This window comes from Pallidibacillus pasinlerensis (assembly GCF_009996845.1).
GTDB lineage: Bacteria > Bacillota > Bacilli > Bacillales > Caldibacillaceae > Pallidibacillus > Pallidibacillus pasinlerensis.
Map to the genome: position 1 here is coordinate 59,926 of NZ_JAACYS010000004.1, position 17,886 is coordinate 77,811.

The 17,886-nt window shown below is 34.6% G+C and carries 16 protein-coding genes; all 16 read right to left on the minus strand.

Annotated elements, in window-relative coordinates:
* Positions 1 to 231 precede the first annotated feature (231 nt).
* Entirely contained in the window at positions 232 to 4,560 is a 4,329-nt protein-coding gene (locus GW534_RS01735) for a PolC-type DNA polymerase III (RefSeq protein ID WP_407670430.1), read from the minus strand.
* 392 nt (positions 4,561 to 4,952) lie between these two features.
* Entirely contained in the window at positions 4,953 to 6,644 is a 1,692-nt protein-coding gene (locus GW534_RS01740) for a proline--tRNA ligase (RefSeq protein ID WP_161919328.1), read from the minus strand.
* A 30-nt stretch (positions 6,645 to 6,674) separates the two neighbouring features.
* On the minus strand, positions 6,675 to 7,934 hold the full coding sequence (gene rseP / locus GW534_RS01745) for an RIP metalloprotease RseP (protein WP_161919329.1): 1,260 nt from the start codon (positions 7,932 to 7,934) through the stop codon (positions 6,675 to 6,677).
* A gap of 75 nt (positions 7,935 to 8,009) precedes the next feature.
* The gene (locus tag GW534_RS01750) at positions 8,010 to 9,152 is read right to left on the minus strand and encodes a 1-deoxy-D-xylulose-5-phosphate reductoisomerase (protein ID WP_161919330.1); all 1,143 of its coding nucleotides are present in this window, start codon (positions 9,150 to 9,152) and stop codon (positions 8,010 to 8,012) included.
* A gap of 53 nt (positions 9,153 to 9,205) precedes the next feature.
* Positions 9,206 to 10,003 (minus strand): phosphatidate cytidylyltransferase, encoded by a 798-nt coding sequence (locus GW534_RS01755; RefSeq protein WP_161919331.1) that lies wholly within the window; start codon positions 10,001 to 10,003, stop codon positions 9,206 to 9,208.
* A 13-nt stretch (positions 10,004 to 10,016) separates the two neighbouring features.
* Positions 10,017 to 10,793 (minus strand): isoprenyl transferase, encoded by a 777-nt coding sequence (locus GW534_RS01760; protein ID WP_161919332.1) that lies wholly within the window; start codon positions 10,791 to 10,793, stop codon positions 10,017 to 10,019.
* 271 nt (positions 10,794 to 11,064) lie between these two features.
* Positions 11,065 to 11,622 carry a ribosome recycling factor gene (frr, locus tag GW534_RS01765; RefSeq protein ID WP_161919333.1) on the minus strand — a complete coding sequence of 186 codons (558 nt, stop codon included), beginning with the start codon at positions 11,620 to 11,622 and terminating at the stop codon, positions 11,065 to 11,067.
* Between the two features lies 1 nt (position 11,623).
* Positions 11,624 to 12,346: a UMP kinase gene (gene pyrH, locus GW534_RS01770; protein ID WP_161919334.1), complete on the minus strand. Its 723-nt coding sequence runs from the start codon at positions 12,344 to 12,346 to the stop codon at positions 11,624 to 11,626.
* Between the two features lie 122 nt (positions 12,347 to 12,468).
* Positions 12,469 to 13,350, minus strand: a complete 882-nt coding sequence (gene tsf, locus GW534_RS01775) for a translation elongation factor Ts (protein ID WP_161919335.1) — start codon at positions 13,348 to 13,350, stop codon at positions 12,469 to 12,471.
* Positions 13,351 to 13,485: 135 nt separating this feature from the next.
* Complete coding sequence (gene rpsB / locus GW534_RS01780) at positions 13,486 to 14,226, minus strand: 30S ribosomal protein S2 (RefSeq protein ID WP_161919336.1); 741 nt, start codon at positions 14,224 to 14,226, stop codon at positions 13,486 to 13,488.
* A gap of 209 nt (positions 14,227 to 14,435) precedes the next feature.
* Positions 14,436 to 15,077, minus strand: a complete 642-nt coding sequence (locus GW534_RS01785) for a hypothetical protein (RefSeq protein ID WP_161919337.1) — start codon at positions 15,075 to 15,077, stop codon at positions 14,436 to 14,438.
* A gap of 11 nt (positions 15,078 to 15,088) precedes the next feature.
* Positions 15,089 to 15,400 carry a hypothetical protein gene (locus GW534_RS01790; protein ID WP_161919338.1) on the minus strand — a complete coding sequence of 104 codons (312 nt, stop codon included), beginning with the start codon at positions 15,398 to 15,400 and terminating at the stop codon, positions 15,089 to 15,091.
* A gap of 51 nt (positions 15,401 to 15,451) precedes the next feature.
* On the minus strand, positions 15,452 to 16,246 hold the full coding sequence (locus GW534_RS01795) for a FliA/WhiG family RNA polymerase sigma factor (protein WP_246203849.1): 795 nt from the start codon (positions 16,244 to 16,246) through the stop codon (positions 15,452 to 15,454).
* A gap of 47 nt (positions 16,247 to 16,293) precedes the next feature.
* Complete coding sequence (locus tag GW534_RS01800) at positions 16,294 to 16,791, minus strand: chemotaxis protein CheD (RefSeq protein WP_161919339.1); 498 nt, start codon at positions 16,789 to 16,791, stop codon at positions 16,294 to 16,296.
* On the minus strand, positions 16,788 to 17,429 hold the full coding sequence (locus tag GW534_RS01805; RefSeq protein ID WP_161919340.1) for a chemotaxis protein CheC: 642 nt from the start codon (positions 17,427 to 17,429) through the stop codon (positions 16,788 to 16,790). The genes GW534_RS01800 and GW534_RS01805 overlap by 4 nt, the downstream gene beginning before the upstream one ends.
* The gene (locus GW534_RS01810; protein ID WP_202630791.1) at positions 17,429 to 17,884 is read right to left on the minus strand and encodes a chemotaxis protein CheW; all 456 of its coding nucleotides are present in this window, start codon (positions 17,882 to 17,884) and stop codon (positions 17,429 to 17,431) included. The genes GW534_RS01805 and GW534_RS01810 overlap by 1 nt, the downstream gene beginning before the upstream one ends.
* Positions 17,885 to 17,886: the final 2 nt, after the last annotated feature.

Here is a 17,886-nt window from a genome sequence, read left to right on the forward strand (position 1 = left end):
AATTGTTTAATCATTCCAGTACTGTCTATTGTTATTATGTGTAAATTTTAGTGAATTACATATTTACCTTATATAACAGTGTACGTACGTTTTACATTTAGAAATTTGGACAAAAACATAAGAGTGAGGAACCCCCCACTCTTTTTTTAAGAGAATATTAATTAGAATTACTAAATAAACTATATCATATCAGGAAAATTTATGCAATAAAACCCAACTACTAAGCAGTTTTTAAAATAGAGATAGTTGGTTTTGGTCCGGTAAGCCTTCTAGAGCACCATGGTTATCCAAGAATTCAATGATTGTTTTTGAGGCTTTACCTCTTTGTTGTAAATCTTCTTTCGATAAAAACTCGCCTTCTTCACGAGCTTTTACGATATTAATAGCCGCATTCGTTCCAAGTCCAGGTATTGAATCGAAAGGCATGATTAAAGAGTTGCCTTCAATGATGAATTCATGGGCATCAGATTTATATAGATCTATTTTTTGGAACGAGTAACCACGTTCACACATTTCTAATGCTAATTCTAAAACAGTTAGTAAACTTTTCTCTTTTGGAGAAGCATCTAAGCCTTTATCATTTATTTCTTTAATCCTTGCTCGAATTGCATTCGAACCACTTGTCATCGCATCAATATCAAAGTCCTCTGCGCGCACAGTAAAGTATGTCGCATAGTATAAAAGCGGATGGTGAACTTTAAACCAAGCAATTCGGACCGCATTTAAAATATAGGCTGCAGCATGGGCTTTCGGGAACATGTATTTAATCTTTTTACATGAATCAATATACCAATCTGGTACATCATGTTTGCGCATTTCTGTTTCCATTTCTTCCGTTAAGCCACGACCTTTACGAACGGACTCCATAATCTTGAAAGCCTTAGAAGGTTCGATACCATAATACATTAAACCTACCATAATATCGTCCCGACAGCCGATAACATCTTTTAACGTACATATGCCATTACGAATTAATTCCTGAGCATTCCCCAACCAAACATCGGTTCCATGGGAAAGACCAGAAATTTGTAATAGCTCAGAAAACGTAGATGGATGGGTTTCTTCAAGCATTTGTCGAACGAAACGAGTTCCAAATTCTGGTATTCCTAAAGTACCCGTTTTACACATAATTTGTTCTTCCGTAACTCCTAATGGTTCTGGACTACTAAAGATACCCATTACTTCCGGGTCATCCGTTGGAATTGTTCGCGGATCGATACCACTTAATTCTTGTAACATTCTTAAAACAGTCGGATCATCATGACCTAGAATATCTAGCTTCAAGACGTTTTCATCAATGGAATGGAAGTCAAAGTGGGTTGTTCGCCAATCTGCAGACTGGTCATCCGCAGGATATTGAATCGGTGTAAAATCATAAACATCCATATAATCTGGGATTACGATAATCCCACCAGGGTGCTGACCTGTCGTTCTTTTAACCCCTGTCATCCCCATTGATAACCGTTCCCGTTCTACATTTCGCAATTGAATATTATTATCCTCTTCGAATCCTCTTACGTAACCATAAGCCGTTTTGTCTGCGACCGTACCAATAGTTCCTGCACGATAAACATAATCTTCCCCGAATAACACCCTCGTATAATTGTGGGCTCGTGGTTGATATTCACCGGAGAAGTTTAAGTCAATATCCGGTACTTTGTCCCCATTAAAACCGAGGAATGTCTCAAACGGAATATCTTGTCCTTCTTTATCATAGAACGTACCACATTCTGGACATTCTTTATCAGGTAGGTCGAAACCACTACCGACCGAACCATCGGTAATAAATTCCGAATGTTTACAGTTCGGACAAACGTAATGCGGAGGCATTGGGTTAACTTCCGTAATCTCCATCATCGTTGCCACAAAAGAAGAACCAACTGACCCACGGGAACCAACTAGATACCCATCATCTAACGATTTTTTAACGAGTTGATGGGAAATTAAATAAATTACGGCGAAACCATTTCCTATAATACTTTTTAATTCTTTTTCTAATCGCTTTTCAATAATTTCCGGTAGTGGATCGCCATAGATTTTTTTCGCCATCTCATAACTCATATTTGTTACCGTATCTTCTGCACCCTCAATTTTAGGGGTGTATAAATCATCTTTAATAACTTGAACTTCCTCAATCATATCGGCAATTTTATTAGAATTTTCCACAACGATTTCTTTTGCCTTTTCTTCACCTAAAAATTGAAAGGCTTCTAACATTTCATCTGTCGTACGGAAATGTACATCTGGTAGTTGAGTACGATTTAAAGGATTTGCCCCACCTTGGGAATTAATTAATATTTTACGATAAATTTTATCCCTAGGATGTAAATAATGGACATTCCCCGTTGCAACGACAGGAATATTTAGTTTCTCACCGACTTGAATAATTTTCTTAATCGTTTCTTCTAACTGTGCTTCGTCTTGTATCGTATCACTTTCGATTAACGGAGCATACACAGCTTTTGGATGAACTTCAAGATAATCGTAAAACTTTGCTACTTCCTCAAGTTCTTCTAACGATTTTTGCTGGGCTGTTTCAAATACTTCTCCCTTATCACAGGCAGAACCAACGAGGATTCCTTCTCTATATTCAAGTAAAACTGAACGTGGAATACGTGGAACACGGTAAAAATATTCTACTAATGATTTTGAAACAAGTTTAAATAAATTCTTTAATCCTACTTGATTTTGCGCAAGAAGCGTTGCGTGGAATGGTCTACTTCTTTTATAACTCGTATCGCTTTTACTGTATTCATTTAGTTCATCGAGATACTCGATTCCTTTTTCTTTCGCCATTTTTAATAATTTTATGAGGATAAAACCAGTTGCTTCCGCGTCATAAATCGCTCTATGGTGTTGCGTTAGTTCTACATTTAATTTTTTCGCTAACGTATTTAAACGATGATTTTTCATTTCTGGGAATAAAAATCTTGCTAATTCAAGTGTATCAATAGTCGGATCGGAATATTTTCCTAAACCGATTTTTTGATAGCCAACATTAAGGAATCCCGTATCAAAGGATGCGTTATGAGCGACAATTACAGAATCCCGACTCCAGTCATAAAACTTTTGCAAAACTTCTTCCGGTTCAGGAGCATCTTTTACCATATCATCAGTAATTCCTGTTAATTCTATCGTAAAGGCTGATAGCGGATGGTGCGGATTAGCAAAGGATTCAAACTTATCGATAACTTCTCCATTTTTAATTTTCACCGCTGCTAGTTCAATGATTGTGTTATAAACAGCAGAAAGTCCAGTTGTCTCAATATCGAATACTACGTATGTTGCATCATCTAATTTCCAATGCTCAGGATGGTACGCAATCGAAACACCGTCATCTACGATATTTGCTTCAACTCCATATAAAACTTTAATACCTTGTTTTTTTGCTTGTTTATATGCCTCTGGAAAGGATTGAACAACGGCATGGTCAGTAATGGCAACAGCTTTATGTCCCCATTTTGCCGCTTGACTAATTATATCTGAAGCTGAAACGACAGCATCCATTTGACTCATTTGCGTATGGGCATGAAGTTCAACTCGTTTTTCATCTTCTGGAGCTTTATCTTTTCGTACATCTCGCGGTTTTATTTCATTTATATCATTGGCCATTAATACTAGGTCACGGACAAATGTATCATTTTGGACGTTCCCACGAACTTTTACCCACATACCTTTTTTAACACGTGATATTTTCTCTTTATCTTCTCGATTATTGCTAGAGAACATTTTTACAAGAATAGAGTTCGTGTAATCTGTCATTTTAAATTCAAGTAGCGTTCTACCACTACGTAATTCTTTCGTTTCGCATGCGAATATATATCCTTCAACAACGATACGACGCTCTTCTTCAGTAATTTCATTTAATGTACGATATTCTTGGTCACCTTGAATTTGATATCCAATAATTAGAGGACCTTGATCTTCTTCCTCAACTGTATTACTACTTTCTTCTGCTTGTTTTTGCATATCCATTACGGCTTGTTTTGCCCGCTCCTCATCTTCCCTTTGTCTTTCAATGAGGAATTGTTGGTATGATTCATCATTCGTTCGATAGTTTTCATCTATATCAAACTGTAATGGAGGAAAACCGTATTGTTGAAATAAACTTAAAATAATTGGAGCATATTTTTTCTTTAAGGTCATCCCTTCTGCGTTGTTTCGGGCTTTGACAATTATTTTATTCCCTATCAATTTCGGTACTTGTTCATTTAATAACGCTAGAAGTGCAGGTGACATACCATCTAATTGTTGAATAACGTATTTCCAATAGTCATAAACGTATTGTTCATTTACATCTTGATTTTTTGTTTTTATAAAAAAAGAAACAGAAGCAATTTGATTAAAAGCTTCTTTTAGTCGTGTAGAAAATGGTAGAAAAACTTGAAAAGGAAGAACAGATTCAAATAAAAAGTGAAATTCCCATTTGCGAGTGCTCTTTTCTATAACTAGTTTTTCAATTTCACCATTTTTAAAATATGGAAAGTATTGATCTTCTCGTAAATTTAATTGCTGTAAAAGAATTTGCAACTGTTCTTTATTTTTATTCATTTGATTCATATAATCCCCCCATAGGAATTACAAATAATAACATGTAACTCATAAGTAAAATTGCACAATTGGTTAAACTACGTTTCAGAATGTCATGGATTATTATATCATAATCTATAAGATAATCAGTAAGTTTTATTTCCCTGCTTAACTCATTTAGCAACTATAAAAAATTGATAAATACAAAAGATGGAACTATTTTATTAATAGTGAAGGTGGCGGCGACTCCTCCGGGAAAAGCGTGAGTCTTGAGACCCCTAGAGAAGTGTCTTGCGAGGCGAGGAGGCTCAGAGCAGTCCCTAGGAAGCGTCCGCTACCGTAACGGAATAGATTTAAAGTGGTTTTACTTTAATAAAAAAGAATGACGATGACCTATTAGTGTCATCGCCAAACAATTTATTTTAACGATTTGTTAATTCTTCTAAAATTTGATCAACAGATTTTTCTTCCATTTCACCCGTTACGCGATTTTTAACTTCGACGATTCCTTCACTCGCTTTTTTACCAACTGTAATTCGTGTTGGAATTCCGATTAAATCACTATCTGCAAACTTAACACCAACACGTTCATTTCGGTCATCAAGTAATACTTCAAAGCCTGATGCTTGTAATTTATTGTAAAGCTCAGTTCCAACAGAAACTTGTGTTTCATCTTTCATATTTACAATAATTACATGATATTGATAAGGTGATACTACTTCTGGCCATACTAGACCTTTATCGTCAGCAAATTGTTCAGCAACAGCCATTACTAATCTTGAAATACCAATTCCGTAGCAACCCATAATCATTGGTTGGGAGCGTCCGTTTTCATCAAGGAAAGTGGCATTTAATGCTTCACTGTATTTTGTACCAAGTTTAAAGATGTGACCAGCTTCAATACCTTTAGCAAATTTAATTTTACCTTTTCCGTCTGGAGATGGGTCTCCTTCTTGAATAAAGCGAAGGTCTGCATATGTATCTACTTCAAAATCCCGTCCAGGGTTCACATTAACATAATGCATCTTTTCTTCATTTGCCCCACAAACACCGTTTACGATATATTGAACGGCAACATCAGCAATAATTTTAACATTATTTACTCCAATAGGACCGACATTACCGATTTGACAACCAATAATTTCCTCTGTTTCTTCAGGTGTCGCTAATTCTACAACTGCAGCATCAAGTAAGTTTTTCACCTTTACATCATTTGCTTCATGATCGCCACGAACAAGCACTAGAACAAACTCGTCATCAACTTTGAATAATAAGGATTTAATTGTATCTTCAGGTGCAATTTGTAAGTAATTTACTACATCTTCGATTGTCTTATGTTCACCTGTATTAACTTTTTCTAATTCTTTCAATGGCTCGTCTTTTTTCTCATATGTTGTTACAACTTCAGCCATTTCAATATTTGCTGCATAATCAGATTCATCTGAGAAGGCAATTGTATCTTCGCCTATTTCAGATAAAACCATAAATTCATGGGTACCTTTACCACCAATTGATCCAGAGTCAGCAATAACCGCTCTAAAATTCAATCCTAAGCGTGAGAATATATTTGAATATGCTTGATACATTTTATCATATGTTTCATCAAGACTTTCTCGTGATGTGTGGAAGGAGTATGCATCTTTCATTACAAACTCTCTTCCACGTAAAAGTCCCATTCTTGGACGTTTTTCGTCACGGAATTTTGTTTGAATTTGATATAACGTAAGTGGTAATCGTTTATAAGATTTTATCTCATCCCGTACAAGGGCAGTAATTACTTCTTCATGGGTTGGACCTAGGGCAAACGGTCTATCGTGACGATCGTTTAAACGCATCAATTCTGGTCCATAATCTTCCCAACGACCTGATTCTTGCCAAAGTTCAGCCGGTTGTAATGCAGGCATTAACAATTCCACACCATCAATTGCATCCATTTCTTCACGAACGATTTGTTCAATTTTTCGTAAAACTCGCCAGCCTAATGGCATGTAAGTATAAACACCGCTGGCAACTTGACGAATAAAGCCAGCACGTAATAAAAGTTTATGACTTTTTATTTCCGCATCCGCTGGTACTTCTCTTAATGTTGGAATAAACGTCTTACTTTGCTTCATCTTCTACACCTCAAAGTTTTTATCTATTTTCTATTTCAAAAAGAATCGTTGAATATCATTCCATGTAACGAGAATCATCAATAACATTAATAATGAAAATCCAATTAAATGGACGAACCCTTCTTTTTCCTTGCTTACTGGTTTACCACGTAACGCTTCAATTGCGAAAAATGTGAGTCGACCACCATCTAAAGCAGGAATTGGTAATAAGTTCATAATACCTAGGTTAACACTAAGCATTGCGCCCCAACGTAATAGGTTAAATATACCTGACTCGGCAACCATTTCTGTTGATGCGTAAATAGCTACCGGTCCCCCTAATGCATCGATTGTAAAACCACCCGTAACTAAATCACCTAAAATTATGAAAATCGTTTTTATCCAAAACCAAGTTTCTGTAAAGCCATAGGCGATTGCATCAACAAAGGATTTATCCATAGGAGCATAGACGCCAATTTTCCCTTGACCTTCAACATCATTCGGTACAACGTCTACATCAAGCACATCACCATTACGCTCTACTTGGAAGGTTAGTGTTTCACCAGGGTTATCTCGTACAATTTCTACAATCTCAGCCCATTTAGTAACTTTTTCTCCATCAATTGAATGGACAATATCCCCTTCTTGTAAGCCTGCTTCAATTGCTGCTCCATCTTCAGTAATTACACCAAGTTTTGCCTCATCTGATGGGACACCTTGTAATAAACCAATTATAATATAGACAACAACAGCTAGTAGAAAGTTAAATAATGGACCTGCAAAAATTGTTAAAGTCCTTGCTAATAATGATTTACTAGCAAATTGACGATCCAATGGCGCGATTTGACTTTCAATCCCATTATCTACGAGAACTGCTTTTGGATCTACTTTGTAAACTTTACTTCTTTCATCTTCCTCTTCTTCAATACCTTGAATAAACAAGTCTTTCTCGATATCTGCACGCTCTATTTCTACAATTCTCGCATTCGGATATTTACTTTTTTGATTAATAATGATTTTTTGTACAACTTCATTTTCATCTAATATTAACCCAACCCGAAGACCAGGCTTTAATTCGATTAACTCGGGATCTTCACCGGCCATGCGTACGTATCCACCAAGGGGTAATAGCCGAATTGTATACACCGTTTCGTTCTTTTTAAACGCAAAAACTTTGGGACCAAAACCAATGGCAAATTCCCGACAAAGAATGCCGGCTTTTTTCGCGAATAAAAAATGACCTAATTCGTGAAAAAATACAAGGGCTCCAAATAATAAAATAAAAGCTATAACAGTTGATAGTGTACTCAAAATTATTACCCCACCTTTATGAAATAAAATTTACACATTAAAACAATCTAATTATGAATCCTTAATTTTGTTGTTTTATTTATAGCGACTAACAATATCTCTCGTTTCTTTATCAACATGGAGAATCGTCTGTAAATCAGGGTTCGCTATTACTTGATGGGATGTCAAAGCTTTTTCAATCCAGTCTTCAATTTCTAAGAAAGAGATTTTCCCCGTCAAAAATGCTTGTACTGCAACTTCATTCGCTGCATTTAAAACGACAGGTAAAGTACCACCATTTTTACCTGCTTCATAGGCAAAGTGTAAACATCTGAACCGTTCAAAGTCCATTTTTTCAAAATGGAGGCTACCGATTTTTGCTAAATCTAATCGTTCAGAATTTGACGGTAAACGCTCAGGATAAGTTAATGCATATTGAATCGGAATTCGCATGTCTGGTGTACCGAGTTGAGCAATGACAGAACCATCAGTAAACTCAACCATTGAATGAATAGTGCTTTCACGATGAAGTAAGCATTCAATTTTTTCATATGGTTGATTAAATAACCAATGAGCTTCAATCACTTCTAGTCCTTTATTCATCATTGTAGCAGAATCGATTGTAATTTTCGCTCCCATTGACCAATTCGGATGGTTTAACGCGTCTTCAACAGTTACATTTACTAGTTCATCTCTTGATTTATCGCGAAAACTTCCACCTGATGCTGTAATAATTAACCGTTCAATTTCCTTTTCGTTTTCCCCATTTAAACATTGAAAAATTGCGGAATGTTCACTATCAACAGGTAATATAGTGACATTATGTTCCTTCGCTTTCGTCATTACAATATGTCCCGCTGTTACTAACGTTTCTTTATTCGCGATTGCAATTGTTTTTCCTGCTTCAATTGCTTGTAAAGTTGGTAATAGACCTACACTACCTAAAATAGCATTTACTAAAACTTCTGTATCTTCACAAGTTGCAACTTCAATTAAACCTTCTTCACCATAAGTAAATTTTATATTTTTTGGAAATTCTGCCTTTAATCGTTCTTTATCTTCTTTATTTTGAACGGAAACAATAGCTGGTTGAAATTCTCGAATAATTTTCCTCGTTAAATCAAGATTTTTCCCAACGGCAATTGCTTGTAATTTAAAGCGTTCAGGATTGGACCGAATAACATCTAATGTCTGTGTACCAATCGAACCCGTTGCACCTAATAAACTTATCCCTTTCAAATCCCCTCACCTCAAATATATGTATGAACAAGTACATCATTCTATTTTTTCTTTTAAATGAATTGCAGAAAATGTAACAACGGCATAACAAAAAGCCAACTATCTACTCGATCCAATATACCCCCATGACCAGGTAACAAGTTGCCTGAATCTTTTACATTGTAAAATCGTTTTAATGCAGATTCTACTAAATCACCTAACTGACCGAATATTGATAATATAATTGTTATAATAATTAAATGTATTAACTGATATTCTTGTCCTAATTCGGTAAAAAAGAAAAAGATGAGTGTCACTACTAATGCACACACAACTCCACCTATGGATCCTTCTACCGTTTTGTTCGGACTAATGGTTGGTGCAAGTTTTCTTCTACCGAACTTTCGTCCAATAAAATATGCTCCAGAATCCGTTGCCCAAATTAGAAACAGGGCAAAGAATATGTATAAAATCCCAGCAGTTCTTGTTTCGAGAATATAAAAAAAGCCGATTCCTATATATAAAACTGTTAATACAGTATAGCCTACATTTTCAAAAGAAAATTTGTTGTGACTAATTATTGAATATGTCATAAGGATTAGAATACCAAAAAAGATTAATTCAATTTTCAATTCTAAATCTATAAATGAAAAGAATTGGTACTGGTCAATTGGAATCATAAATATCCATAAAATTAACAAAGAAAGAATTCCAGGAAATGTAAAAATTGGGATTTTTTTCATTCGCAATACTTCAAATAATGCTATAGAAGCCATTGCATATATTAAAAGTAAAAACGGGAATCCTCCGATAAACGTTAATGGTAAAAATATTAAAGCTGCAATCACACCTGTGATTATTCGTTGTATCATATTAACCTCACCTTTAAATTCCGCCAAAGCGACGTGAACGTTTTTGATATTGCTCAATTGCATTTAAAAATTCTTCTTCGTTGAAATCTGGCCATAATACATTTGTAAAACAAAACTCAGTATAAGCTAATTGCCAAAGCATAAAATTACTTAACCGAATTTCACCACTTGTACGTATTAACAAGTCTGGGTCGGGTAAATTTTTCGTCATTAAATAGTTAGAAAAAAGTTCTTCGGAAATATTTTCTTCGACAATTTTTCCATTTTTAATATCTAGGGCAATTTCTTTAACCGCATGTAAAATTTCAGCTCGACTTCCGTAATTTAAAGCAAAGTTTAAAATAAGTCCATCATTATCCTTCGTGTCATCTATTGCTTTATCAACAGCCCGTAGAGTATGTTTAGGGATTTGCGTGCGATCACCAATCATTTGCACTTTAACATTTTTTTCAATCAGTTCTGGTAAATAAATTTTCAAAAATTCTTCTGGAAGGTTCATTAAATAATCTACTTCCGTCTTAGGTCGCTTCCAGTTTTCAGTTGAGAAAGCAAACATCGTCAACGTTTCGATTCCAAGATCATTTGCTAAAATTGTGATTTTACGAACCACTTTCATTCCTTCATGGTGTCCGGCAACTCTTGGTAATGAACGCTTTTTAGCCCATCTTCCGTTTCCATCCATAATAATCGCTACGTGTTTCGGAATAACCGATGACTTTACTTTATCAATTCGTTCCGTTTCGGTTTTAGGGGCTGTTGTTTGCTTTTTAAAAAATTTATTATAAAACATCGTTCATCCTCCACTTTTTCCTTAAAAAAGCATATGTATTCACAGGTAAAGCAAACTATTTTCTCTCGATATTAAGAAAATGAATTTCAGCTCAAAAACTGTTTACCTTTTTAAGTATATATAATCTTAACTACATTAGTAAATTATACCAGTTTTTTAATAATTAAAGAATAAAAATATCAATGGAATACATACATTATATAGGAAAAAGGATATAGAAAAAACCCCTTATTCTTATAGGGGTTTCAAAAGAAAATTCTATGTAAAATAATTATACTTCTAAAACTTCTTCCTCTTTTTCTTTCGTTAATTGATCAATTTTTGCAATATATTCATCTGTTAATTTTTGAACATCTTCAGTTAAACTACGTAATTCGTCTTCAGTGATATCCCCATTTTTCTCTTGTTTTTTCAAGTCATCATTTGCATCTCTACGAATGTTACGAACGGCAACTTTTGCATCTTCAGATTCTTTTTTCACAAGTTTAACTAGTTCTTTTCTGCGTTCCTCTGTTAATGGTGGAAATGCAAGTCTAACTACAGTACCGTCACTTGTAGGATTAATTCCTAAATCTGATTTTTGGATAGCCTTTTCAACCTCACCTACGATTGATTTATCATAAGGTTGGATTACTAACATTCTTGCTTCAGGTACAGAAATAGATGCAATTTGATTAATTGGTGTTGGTACACCGTAATATTCTACTTGAATTCGATCTAACAGGGAAGCGTGTGCTCGTCCTGCACGAATTGAAGCTAGATTACGAGTATAAGCTTGGATTGCTTTTGACATGCGATCTTCTGTGTTTTTTAATATATCATTTGCCATATTATTTCCCCCTCACAAACGTTCCAATAGTTTCACCTAGAACTACTTTTTTGATATTTCCTTCCTCCATAATTGAGAATACAATAAGTGGAATATCATTGTCCATACATAAAGTAGATGCAGTTGAATCCATTACTTGTAGATTGTTTTTAATAACATCTAAATAAGATAGTTCTGAGTATTTCTTCGCATTTTTGTCCTTAAGTGGATCAGCAGTGTATACACCGTCTACATTATTTTTTGCCATCAATATAACATCTGCTTCAATTTCAGCTGCTCTTAAAGCTGCAGTAGTATCAGTTGAGAAATATGGATTTCCAGTTCCCGCTGCGAAAATAACTACACGTTTCTTCTCTAAATGGCGAATAGCTCGACGACGAATATAAGGTTCTGCTACTTGTCGCATTTCAATGGACGTTTGAACTCTTGTTTCGATACCAAGTTGTTCTAAACTGTCTTGAAGTGATAATGAATTCATTACAGTTGCCAGCATCCCCATATAATCTGCTGTTGCTCTGTCCATCCCCATTTCACTTCCTGTTTTACCGCGCCAAATATTTCCACCGCCAACAACAACGGCAACTTCAACACCAAGTTCTACAATTTCTTTTACTTGAGTTGCAATGGATTTAATAATTGCCGGATTTATACCGAAGCCTTGCTCTCCAGCTAAAGCTTCACCGCTTAATTTTAAAACTACACGTTTAAATTTTGCATTCGTCATAGAAAGCCCCCGCTATGTAAAAATATTTATTGAAAGTTTATATATTTTCCATAAAAAGGTTGACAAGGAAGTAATTATTTAATTGTTAATTACTTTCACATCGTCAACCTTTTTAAATATTATTATTTTTTAATTTGGCTCATAACTTCTTCAGCGAAGTTCTCTTCACGTTTTTCTAAACCTTCACCAACTTCATAGCGTACGAAACCTTTAATAGTTGCGTTATGAGATTTTACAAATTGTCCAACTGTAACGTCAGGGTTTTTAACAAATTCTTGATCAATAAGAGTAATTTCTTTGAAGAATTTTTTCAAACGGCCGACAACCATTTTTTCAACGATGTTTTCTGGTTTACCTTCATTTAATGCTTGTTGTTTTAATACTTCTTTTTCACGTTCTACTTCTTCTTGAGGAACTTGAGATTCATCTAAATATTTAGGGTTTAAAGCAGCGATATGCATAGATACATCTTTTGCAACTGATTCGTCAGTTGTACCATCTAAGACAGTTAGAACAGAAATACGTCCACCTAAATGTTCGTAAGCACCAAATGCTGCGTTATCATCTTTAGTTACTACTTCGAAACGACGTAGAGTGATTTTTTCACCGATTTTAGCAATTGCTGCATTTAAATGTTCGCTAACAGTAGTACCATTTTCCATTTTTTGTTCAAGTGCTTCTTCAACAGTAGCAGGTTTGTTTTTTAATAAATGTGTAGCTAATTCATTAACTAATGTTAAGAATTGTTCGTTTTTCGCAACGAAGTCAGTTTCTGCGTTAACTTCTAAAATAACTGCGTCATTACCTTCAGTTACGATTGAAGTAATACCTTCAGCAGCAATACGGTCTGCTTTTTTCGCAGCACTAGCCATACCTTTTTCACGTAAAAAGTCAATCGCTTTTTCCATATCACCGTTTGTTTCTGTTAAAGCTTTTTTGCAGTCCATCATACCTGCACCAGTTTTTTCACGTAATTCTTTAACCATTTGGGCTGTAATTGCCATGTTTATTTCCTCCTTGAAAAAAATAAGTTATGTACCTTTTAGTATGTATAAAGAAAAAATAATAATTTATTATGGAACTATCTTTTAAAAAAGGTGATAAGGGATTACCCTCTTATCACCTATATCATTCAAAAATTACTCAGCTGATTCTGCAACTACTTCTTGTTGTTCCTCTTCAGCAACAACTTCTTCTTCGCCTTGTTTAGCTTCTAAAATCGCATCAGCCATTTTGCTAGTGATTAATTTTACTGCACGAATCGCATCGTCATTTGAAGGAATGACATAATCGATCTCATCTGGGTCACAGTTTGTATCAACCATCGCAACGATTGGAATATTTAATTTACGAGCTTCTTGAACAGCGATACGCTCTTTACGTGGATCGATGATGAAGATTGCATCTGGTAAATCTTTCATATCTTTAATTCCACCAAGGAAACGTTCTAATTTTTCTTGTTCTTTTTTCAAACCAACAACTTCTTTTTTAGGTAGAACATCAAACGTACCGTCTTCTGCCATTCTTTCAAGTTCTTTCAAACGTTGTACACGTTTGCGGATAGTTTGGAAGTTAGTTAATGTTCCACCTAACCAACGATGGTTTACATAGTACATACCAACACGTTCTGCTTCTTCTTTAACAGATTCTTGTGCTTGTTTTTTAGTACCAACGAATAATACGTTACCACCTTCAGCAGCAAGCTCTTTTAAGAAGTTGTAAGCTTCTTCAACTTTTTTAACTGTTTTTTGAAGATCGATGATGTAGATGCCGTTTCTTTCTTGGAAAATGTATTTTTTCATTTTTGGATTCCAACGGCGAGTCTGGTGACCGAAATGTACACCAGCTTCAAGTAATTGCTTCATAGATAAAACTGACATAAAAAATTTCCTCCTAATATATTGGTTTTTTTATCCTCCGCTCGCTTCTTCTTCAAACAGGACTGAAAAAATTCAGCACCCCCATTTGAATCAGCGAACGTGTGTATTCACACCATTAGTAACTATATCACATATAAAATTGACATTCAAGGTAAAATTTTTAATTTTATTTTGCTGATAGATACGGATTTAATGAGTGTTTGACTAAATTAATGCGTTTGAATCTCTCGAAGTTCCGGAGAGAATTTAATTAATAGTTCAACTTCCGTTTTCCCTTTATCCAATCTTTTGGCGATTGTTTCTACTGTTTCCCCTGCCATTAATAACTCTTTAATTTGTTTTATTTCCAAATCATGAGGATTCAAAACCTCATGGCGATCAATTTCATCATTTTTTATCTCAGTGTTTTTCACTTTACCGTCATCTTTGTTAACTAAAGAGTCGTTCGCATAATTTCCTGCTTCTTTTTCGCTATTCATATTCAACATTTGCTGATACATCTTTACGCCTGAATATAATGGCGGACTTTTAATAGAAATTGAATCATTGTATATATTATTCTCGAATTGTTGAATTCGTTCACTATTTTCAATAGATGAAGGTTGATTTTTTTCAGAAACTTGTTCAAACGGTTCACTTTCACTTTTCATTTCTTTTAACTTCCTAATAAATTTCTCATTTTCTTCTTGCATCTGCATAAAAAAGGAGGACATTGAATCCTCGAATTGCTCATTTAATTGCTTATATTTTTTCTCTAGTTCAGTGAATTTTGTTTGTCTATTAAAAAGTATTATCGTAGCAAAAATTGCGATAAGTGATAGTAGAAAGTTTATTATAATTAGAAAGCCCATCTTTCTCTCCTTTAACCACTAAAATCTATGAAATGTCCTTTATAAGGGTGAGAAGTTTCTACAGTTCCTTTCTCATCCTTTTTCGACTGATTTGAAGGAGACTGTTCGTGATTATCTTTATTTTTGTTTTCATTATCCATTTTTAATTGTGCAGATTTTTCGTTTTTAAGTACAGAAGTGCGCTTTTTTTCATCTTCTTTTTGCACAGCTAAATTTGCTTGAGCGTTTGCAAGATTGGAACGTTCGTTTAATTCGTGTTGGATTTTACCTGCATCCTGGGTCCGTGGAATTGCAATTTGTAGTTCTATCGTTTTTAAACTCATCAGAACATCGCCTCTTTATATGTAGTTTCAACGATGTCTAACCTTTGATGTTTAATCTTGTAAATATTTCCGTAATTTTTTTATCGTTTTGGAATGGATTTGCGAAATTCTTGAAGTAGATAAATCTAATACTTGTCCAATTTCCGTTAACGTTAATTCTTCTTGGTAAAATAAACTTAATACGATTTGTTCTTTTTCAGTTAATTGTTTAATTGCTTCTGAAAGTTCTTGAATTCGTTCTGAAAAAAGGATTGTTTCTTCTGGTGTTTTCATTTTATCATCTTGAAGAATAAAAGATTGTTGATCGTTATCTTCACCGTTTTGTGGAATATGATCGTCAATCGATAAAATATTTGAAAAATAACTTTCATCTATAAGCGCATTCACTTCATCGAGTGGCATATTTGCTTCCTCAGCAATCTCTTCAGGTGTTACTTTCCGTAAATATTTTTGTTCGAGTTTTTGAATAACTTTTTCTAATTTTTTCGTTTTTTCCCTAGTTTTCCTCGGCAACCAATCCTCTTTACGCAATCCATCTATAATTGAACCACGAATGCGGAAGGAAGCATATGTTTCAAACTTCAATTCTCGGGAAGGGTCATACTTCTCTAAAGCCTCATATAAACCAATAAATCCTAAACTAATTAATTCATCTTTCGTGATTGATTTTGGTAATGTTTTAAAAATTTTCTCAGCGATAATATGAACGAGAGGTGTGTATTTTTCCACAAGTTTGTTTCCAGCGTGATCATCGCGTTCATTAATCCATTGATAATATAAATTATTTTCATCTGAAGTATTTATCATTTTTTCATCTTGATGTTTAGGTTGAACTGTATAAGGCATATACTTCCCTCCTTGCCATAGAAATAATCTCGGTTATACCATTCTATTTATATTTCTTTCGTGCCTTTATTTACGGTTCGGACAAATAGGAGTCCCGTTTCAGGATTAAATTCAATTGTTCGACCACTAGATCCACCAACATCTTCACTTATTAGTGGAATGGCATAACGTTGTAATTCTTTTTTTACAGCTTCCACATTCCGAGGTCCAATTCGCATATAGTCATCTTTTGTATTAAAGGTAAACATTTGCGCACCACCAGCAATTTTTGCTTTAAGTTGCCTGCGCCAGACTCCTTCTTTTTCTAATATATCTATTAAAGTAGCAACAGCCGTATCCGCAAATTTTGCTTTATGGATTGTTTTTCCTTTAGCTAAATTAGAATCTGGTAACATCACATGGGCAAGTCCTGCAATTTGTTTATTTAAATCGTACAGAACAACTCCGACGCATGAGCCAAGGCCTGATGTTCGAATTTTATTAGGTGCTTTGCAATAATTCATATCTGCGATTCCAACTTTAACAACTTTACTTTCTACAATCATAATGTTCCAACCCCGAGTTTAGTAAGAATTTTTCGATATGAATCTGCATCAGGCAGTAGGAAAAAATGACCTTTAATTGAAGATTCGTCGATATTCGAGTTAGAATCAATTATTTCGGTATCAATAACGATGGCGTAATCACTCTCTCGTGATATTTCGATTAGACCGAAACTAATGATTGCACCAAACATATCGATGCCAACATCAGGTACAGTAGGCATAATTTGCATCTGTAAAAAGTCAGATAGAGCTGATAAATATGAACCTGCAACGATATTGCCCATTTCCTGAAAGGCAGACAATCCAATTTCAGGGTAAGGTGGTTTATTAAAGGAAAATTCATTATTACCGGTTAATTGACGTACAAATACACTTGCCTTTTCCACCGGTAAAACGAAAAACATACTTCCGTTTAAGTCGCCTTCAATTTGCAAAAATATCGCTGCAACCGTTTCTTCTGGTCCCCCAACCAATTCCATCATTTCATTAAAAGAAACAACTCGAACAGAAGGAACATTCATTTGTATTCTTTTATTTAATAAATTGGATAATGCTGTAGCAGCATTTCCAGCACCTATATTCCCAATTTCCTTTAATACATCAAGTGCAACAGGATTTAATGAGTCTTTATTAACCATTATGATGCACGATCCTCTTCATGTTTTAAAATATTTTCTAGTTTCAAAACAATTAAAAGCCGATCATCGATTTTCACTACACCAGTTATATAATTTTGTTGAATATTACCGATTACATCCGGTTGTGGTTCAATTTTTTTTTCTTGAATGTTAATGACATCATTCGCTTCATCAACTATTAAACCAACTTCTTTATCTTCCCAAGTTACGATGATAATTCTTGTATTTTGGTTATAATCCGTTGGTTCCATATCAAAACGAATACGTAAATCAATAATTGGTGTAATTACGCCGCGCAAATTTATGACACCTTTTACATATGAAGGTACATGGGGAACCCTCGTAACCCGTTCCATCTTTTCGATTGAAACGACATTTCTTACATCAATTGCATATTCCTTCCCATTTAATGAAAAGGCTACAATCTTCATTTCATCAATTGAATCTTGGACCATTC

Bases quoted from the DNA above. Each gene is read 5' to 3' on its own strand.
- GW534_RS01755 (WP_161919331.1), bottom strand. From the start codon at position 10,003: ATGATACAACGAATAATCACAGGTGTGATTGCAGCTTTAATATTTTTA.
- rpsB (WP_161919336.1), bottom strand. From the start codon at position 14,226: ATGTCAGTTTTATCTATGAAGCAATTACTTGAAGCTGGTGTACATTTC.
- GW534_RS01735 (WP_407670430.1), bottom strand. From the start codon at position 4,560: ATGAATCAAATGAATAAAAATAAAGAACAGTTGCAAATTCTTTTACAG.
- pyrH (WP_161919334.1), bottom strand. From the start codon at position 12,346: ATGACGAATGCAAAATTTAAACGTGTAGTTTTAAAATTAAGCGGTGAA.
- GW534_RS01805 (WP_161919340.1), bottom strand. From the start codon at position 17,429: ATGGTTAATAAAGACTCATTAAATCCTGTTGCACTTGATGTATTAAAG.
- tsf (WP_161919335.1), bottom strand. From the start codon at position 13,350: ATGGCAATTACAGCCCAAATGGTTAAAGAATTACGTGAAAAAACTGGT.
- GW534_RS01760 (WP_161919332.1), bottom strand. From the start codon at position 10,793: ATGTTTTATAATAAATTTTTTAAAAAGCAAACAACAGCCCCTAAAACC.
- frr (WP_161919333.1), bottom strand. From the start codon at position 11,622: ATGGCAAATGATATATTAAAAAACACAGAAGATCGCATGTCAAAAGCA.
- GW534_RS01795 (WP_246203849.1), bottom strand. From the start codon at position 16,246: ATGCCTTATACAGTTCAACCTAAACATCAAGATGAAAAAATGATAAAT.
- GW534_RS01810 (WP_202630791.1), bottom strand. From the start codon at position 17,884: ATGGTCCAAGATTCAATTGATGAAATGAAGATTGTAGCCTTTTCATTA.
- GW534_RS01800 (WP_161919339.1), bottom strand. From the start codon at position 16,791: ATGATTGTAGAAAGTAAAGTTGTTAAAGTTGGAATCGCAGATATGAAT.
- GW534_RS01785 (WP_161919337.1), bottom strand. From the start codon at position 15,077: ATGGGCTTTCTAATTATAATAAACTTTCTACTATCACTTATCGCAATT.
- GW534_RS01740 (WP_161919328.1), bottom strand. From the start codon at position 6,644: ATGAAGCAAAGTAAGACGTTTATTCCAACATTAAGAGAAGTACCAGCG.
- GW534_RS01790 (WP_161919338.1), bottom strand. From the start codon at position 15,400: ATGAGTTTAAAAACGATAGAACTACAAATTGCAATTCCACGGACCCAG.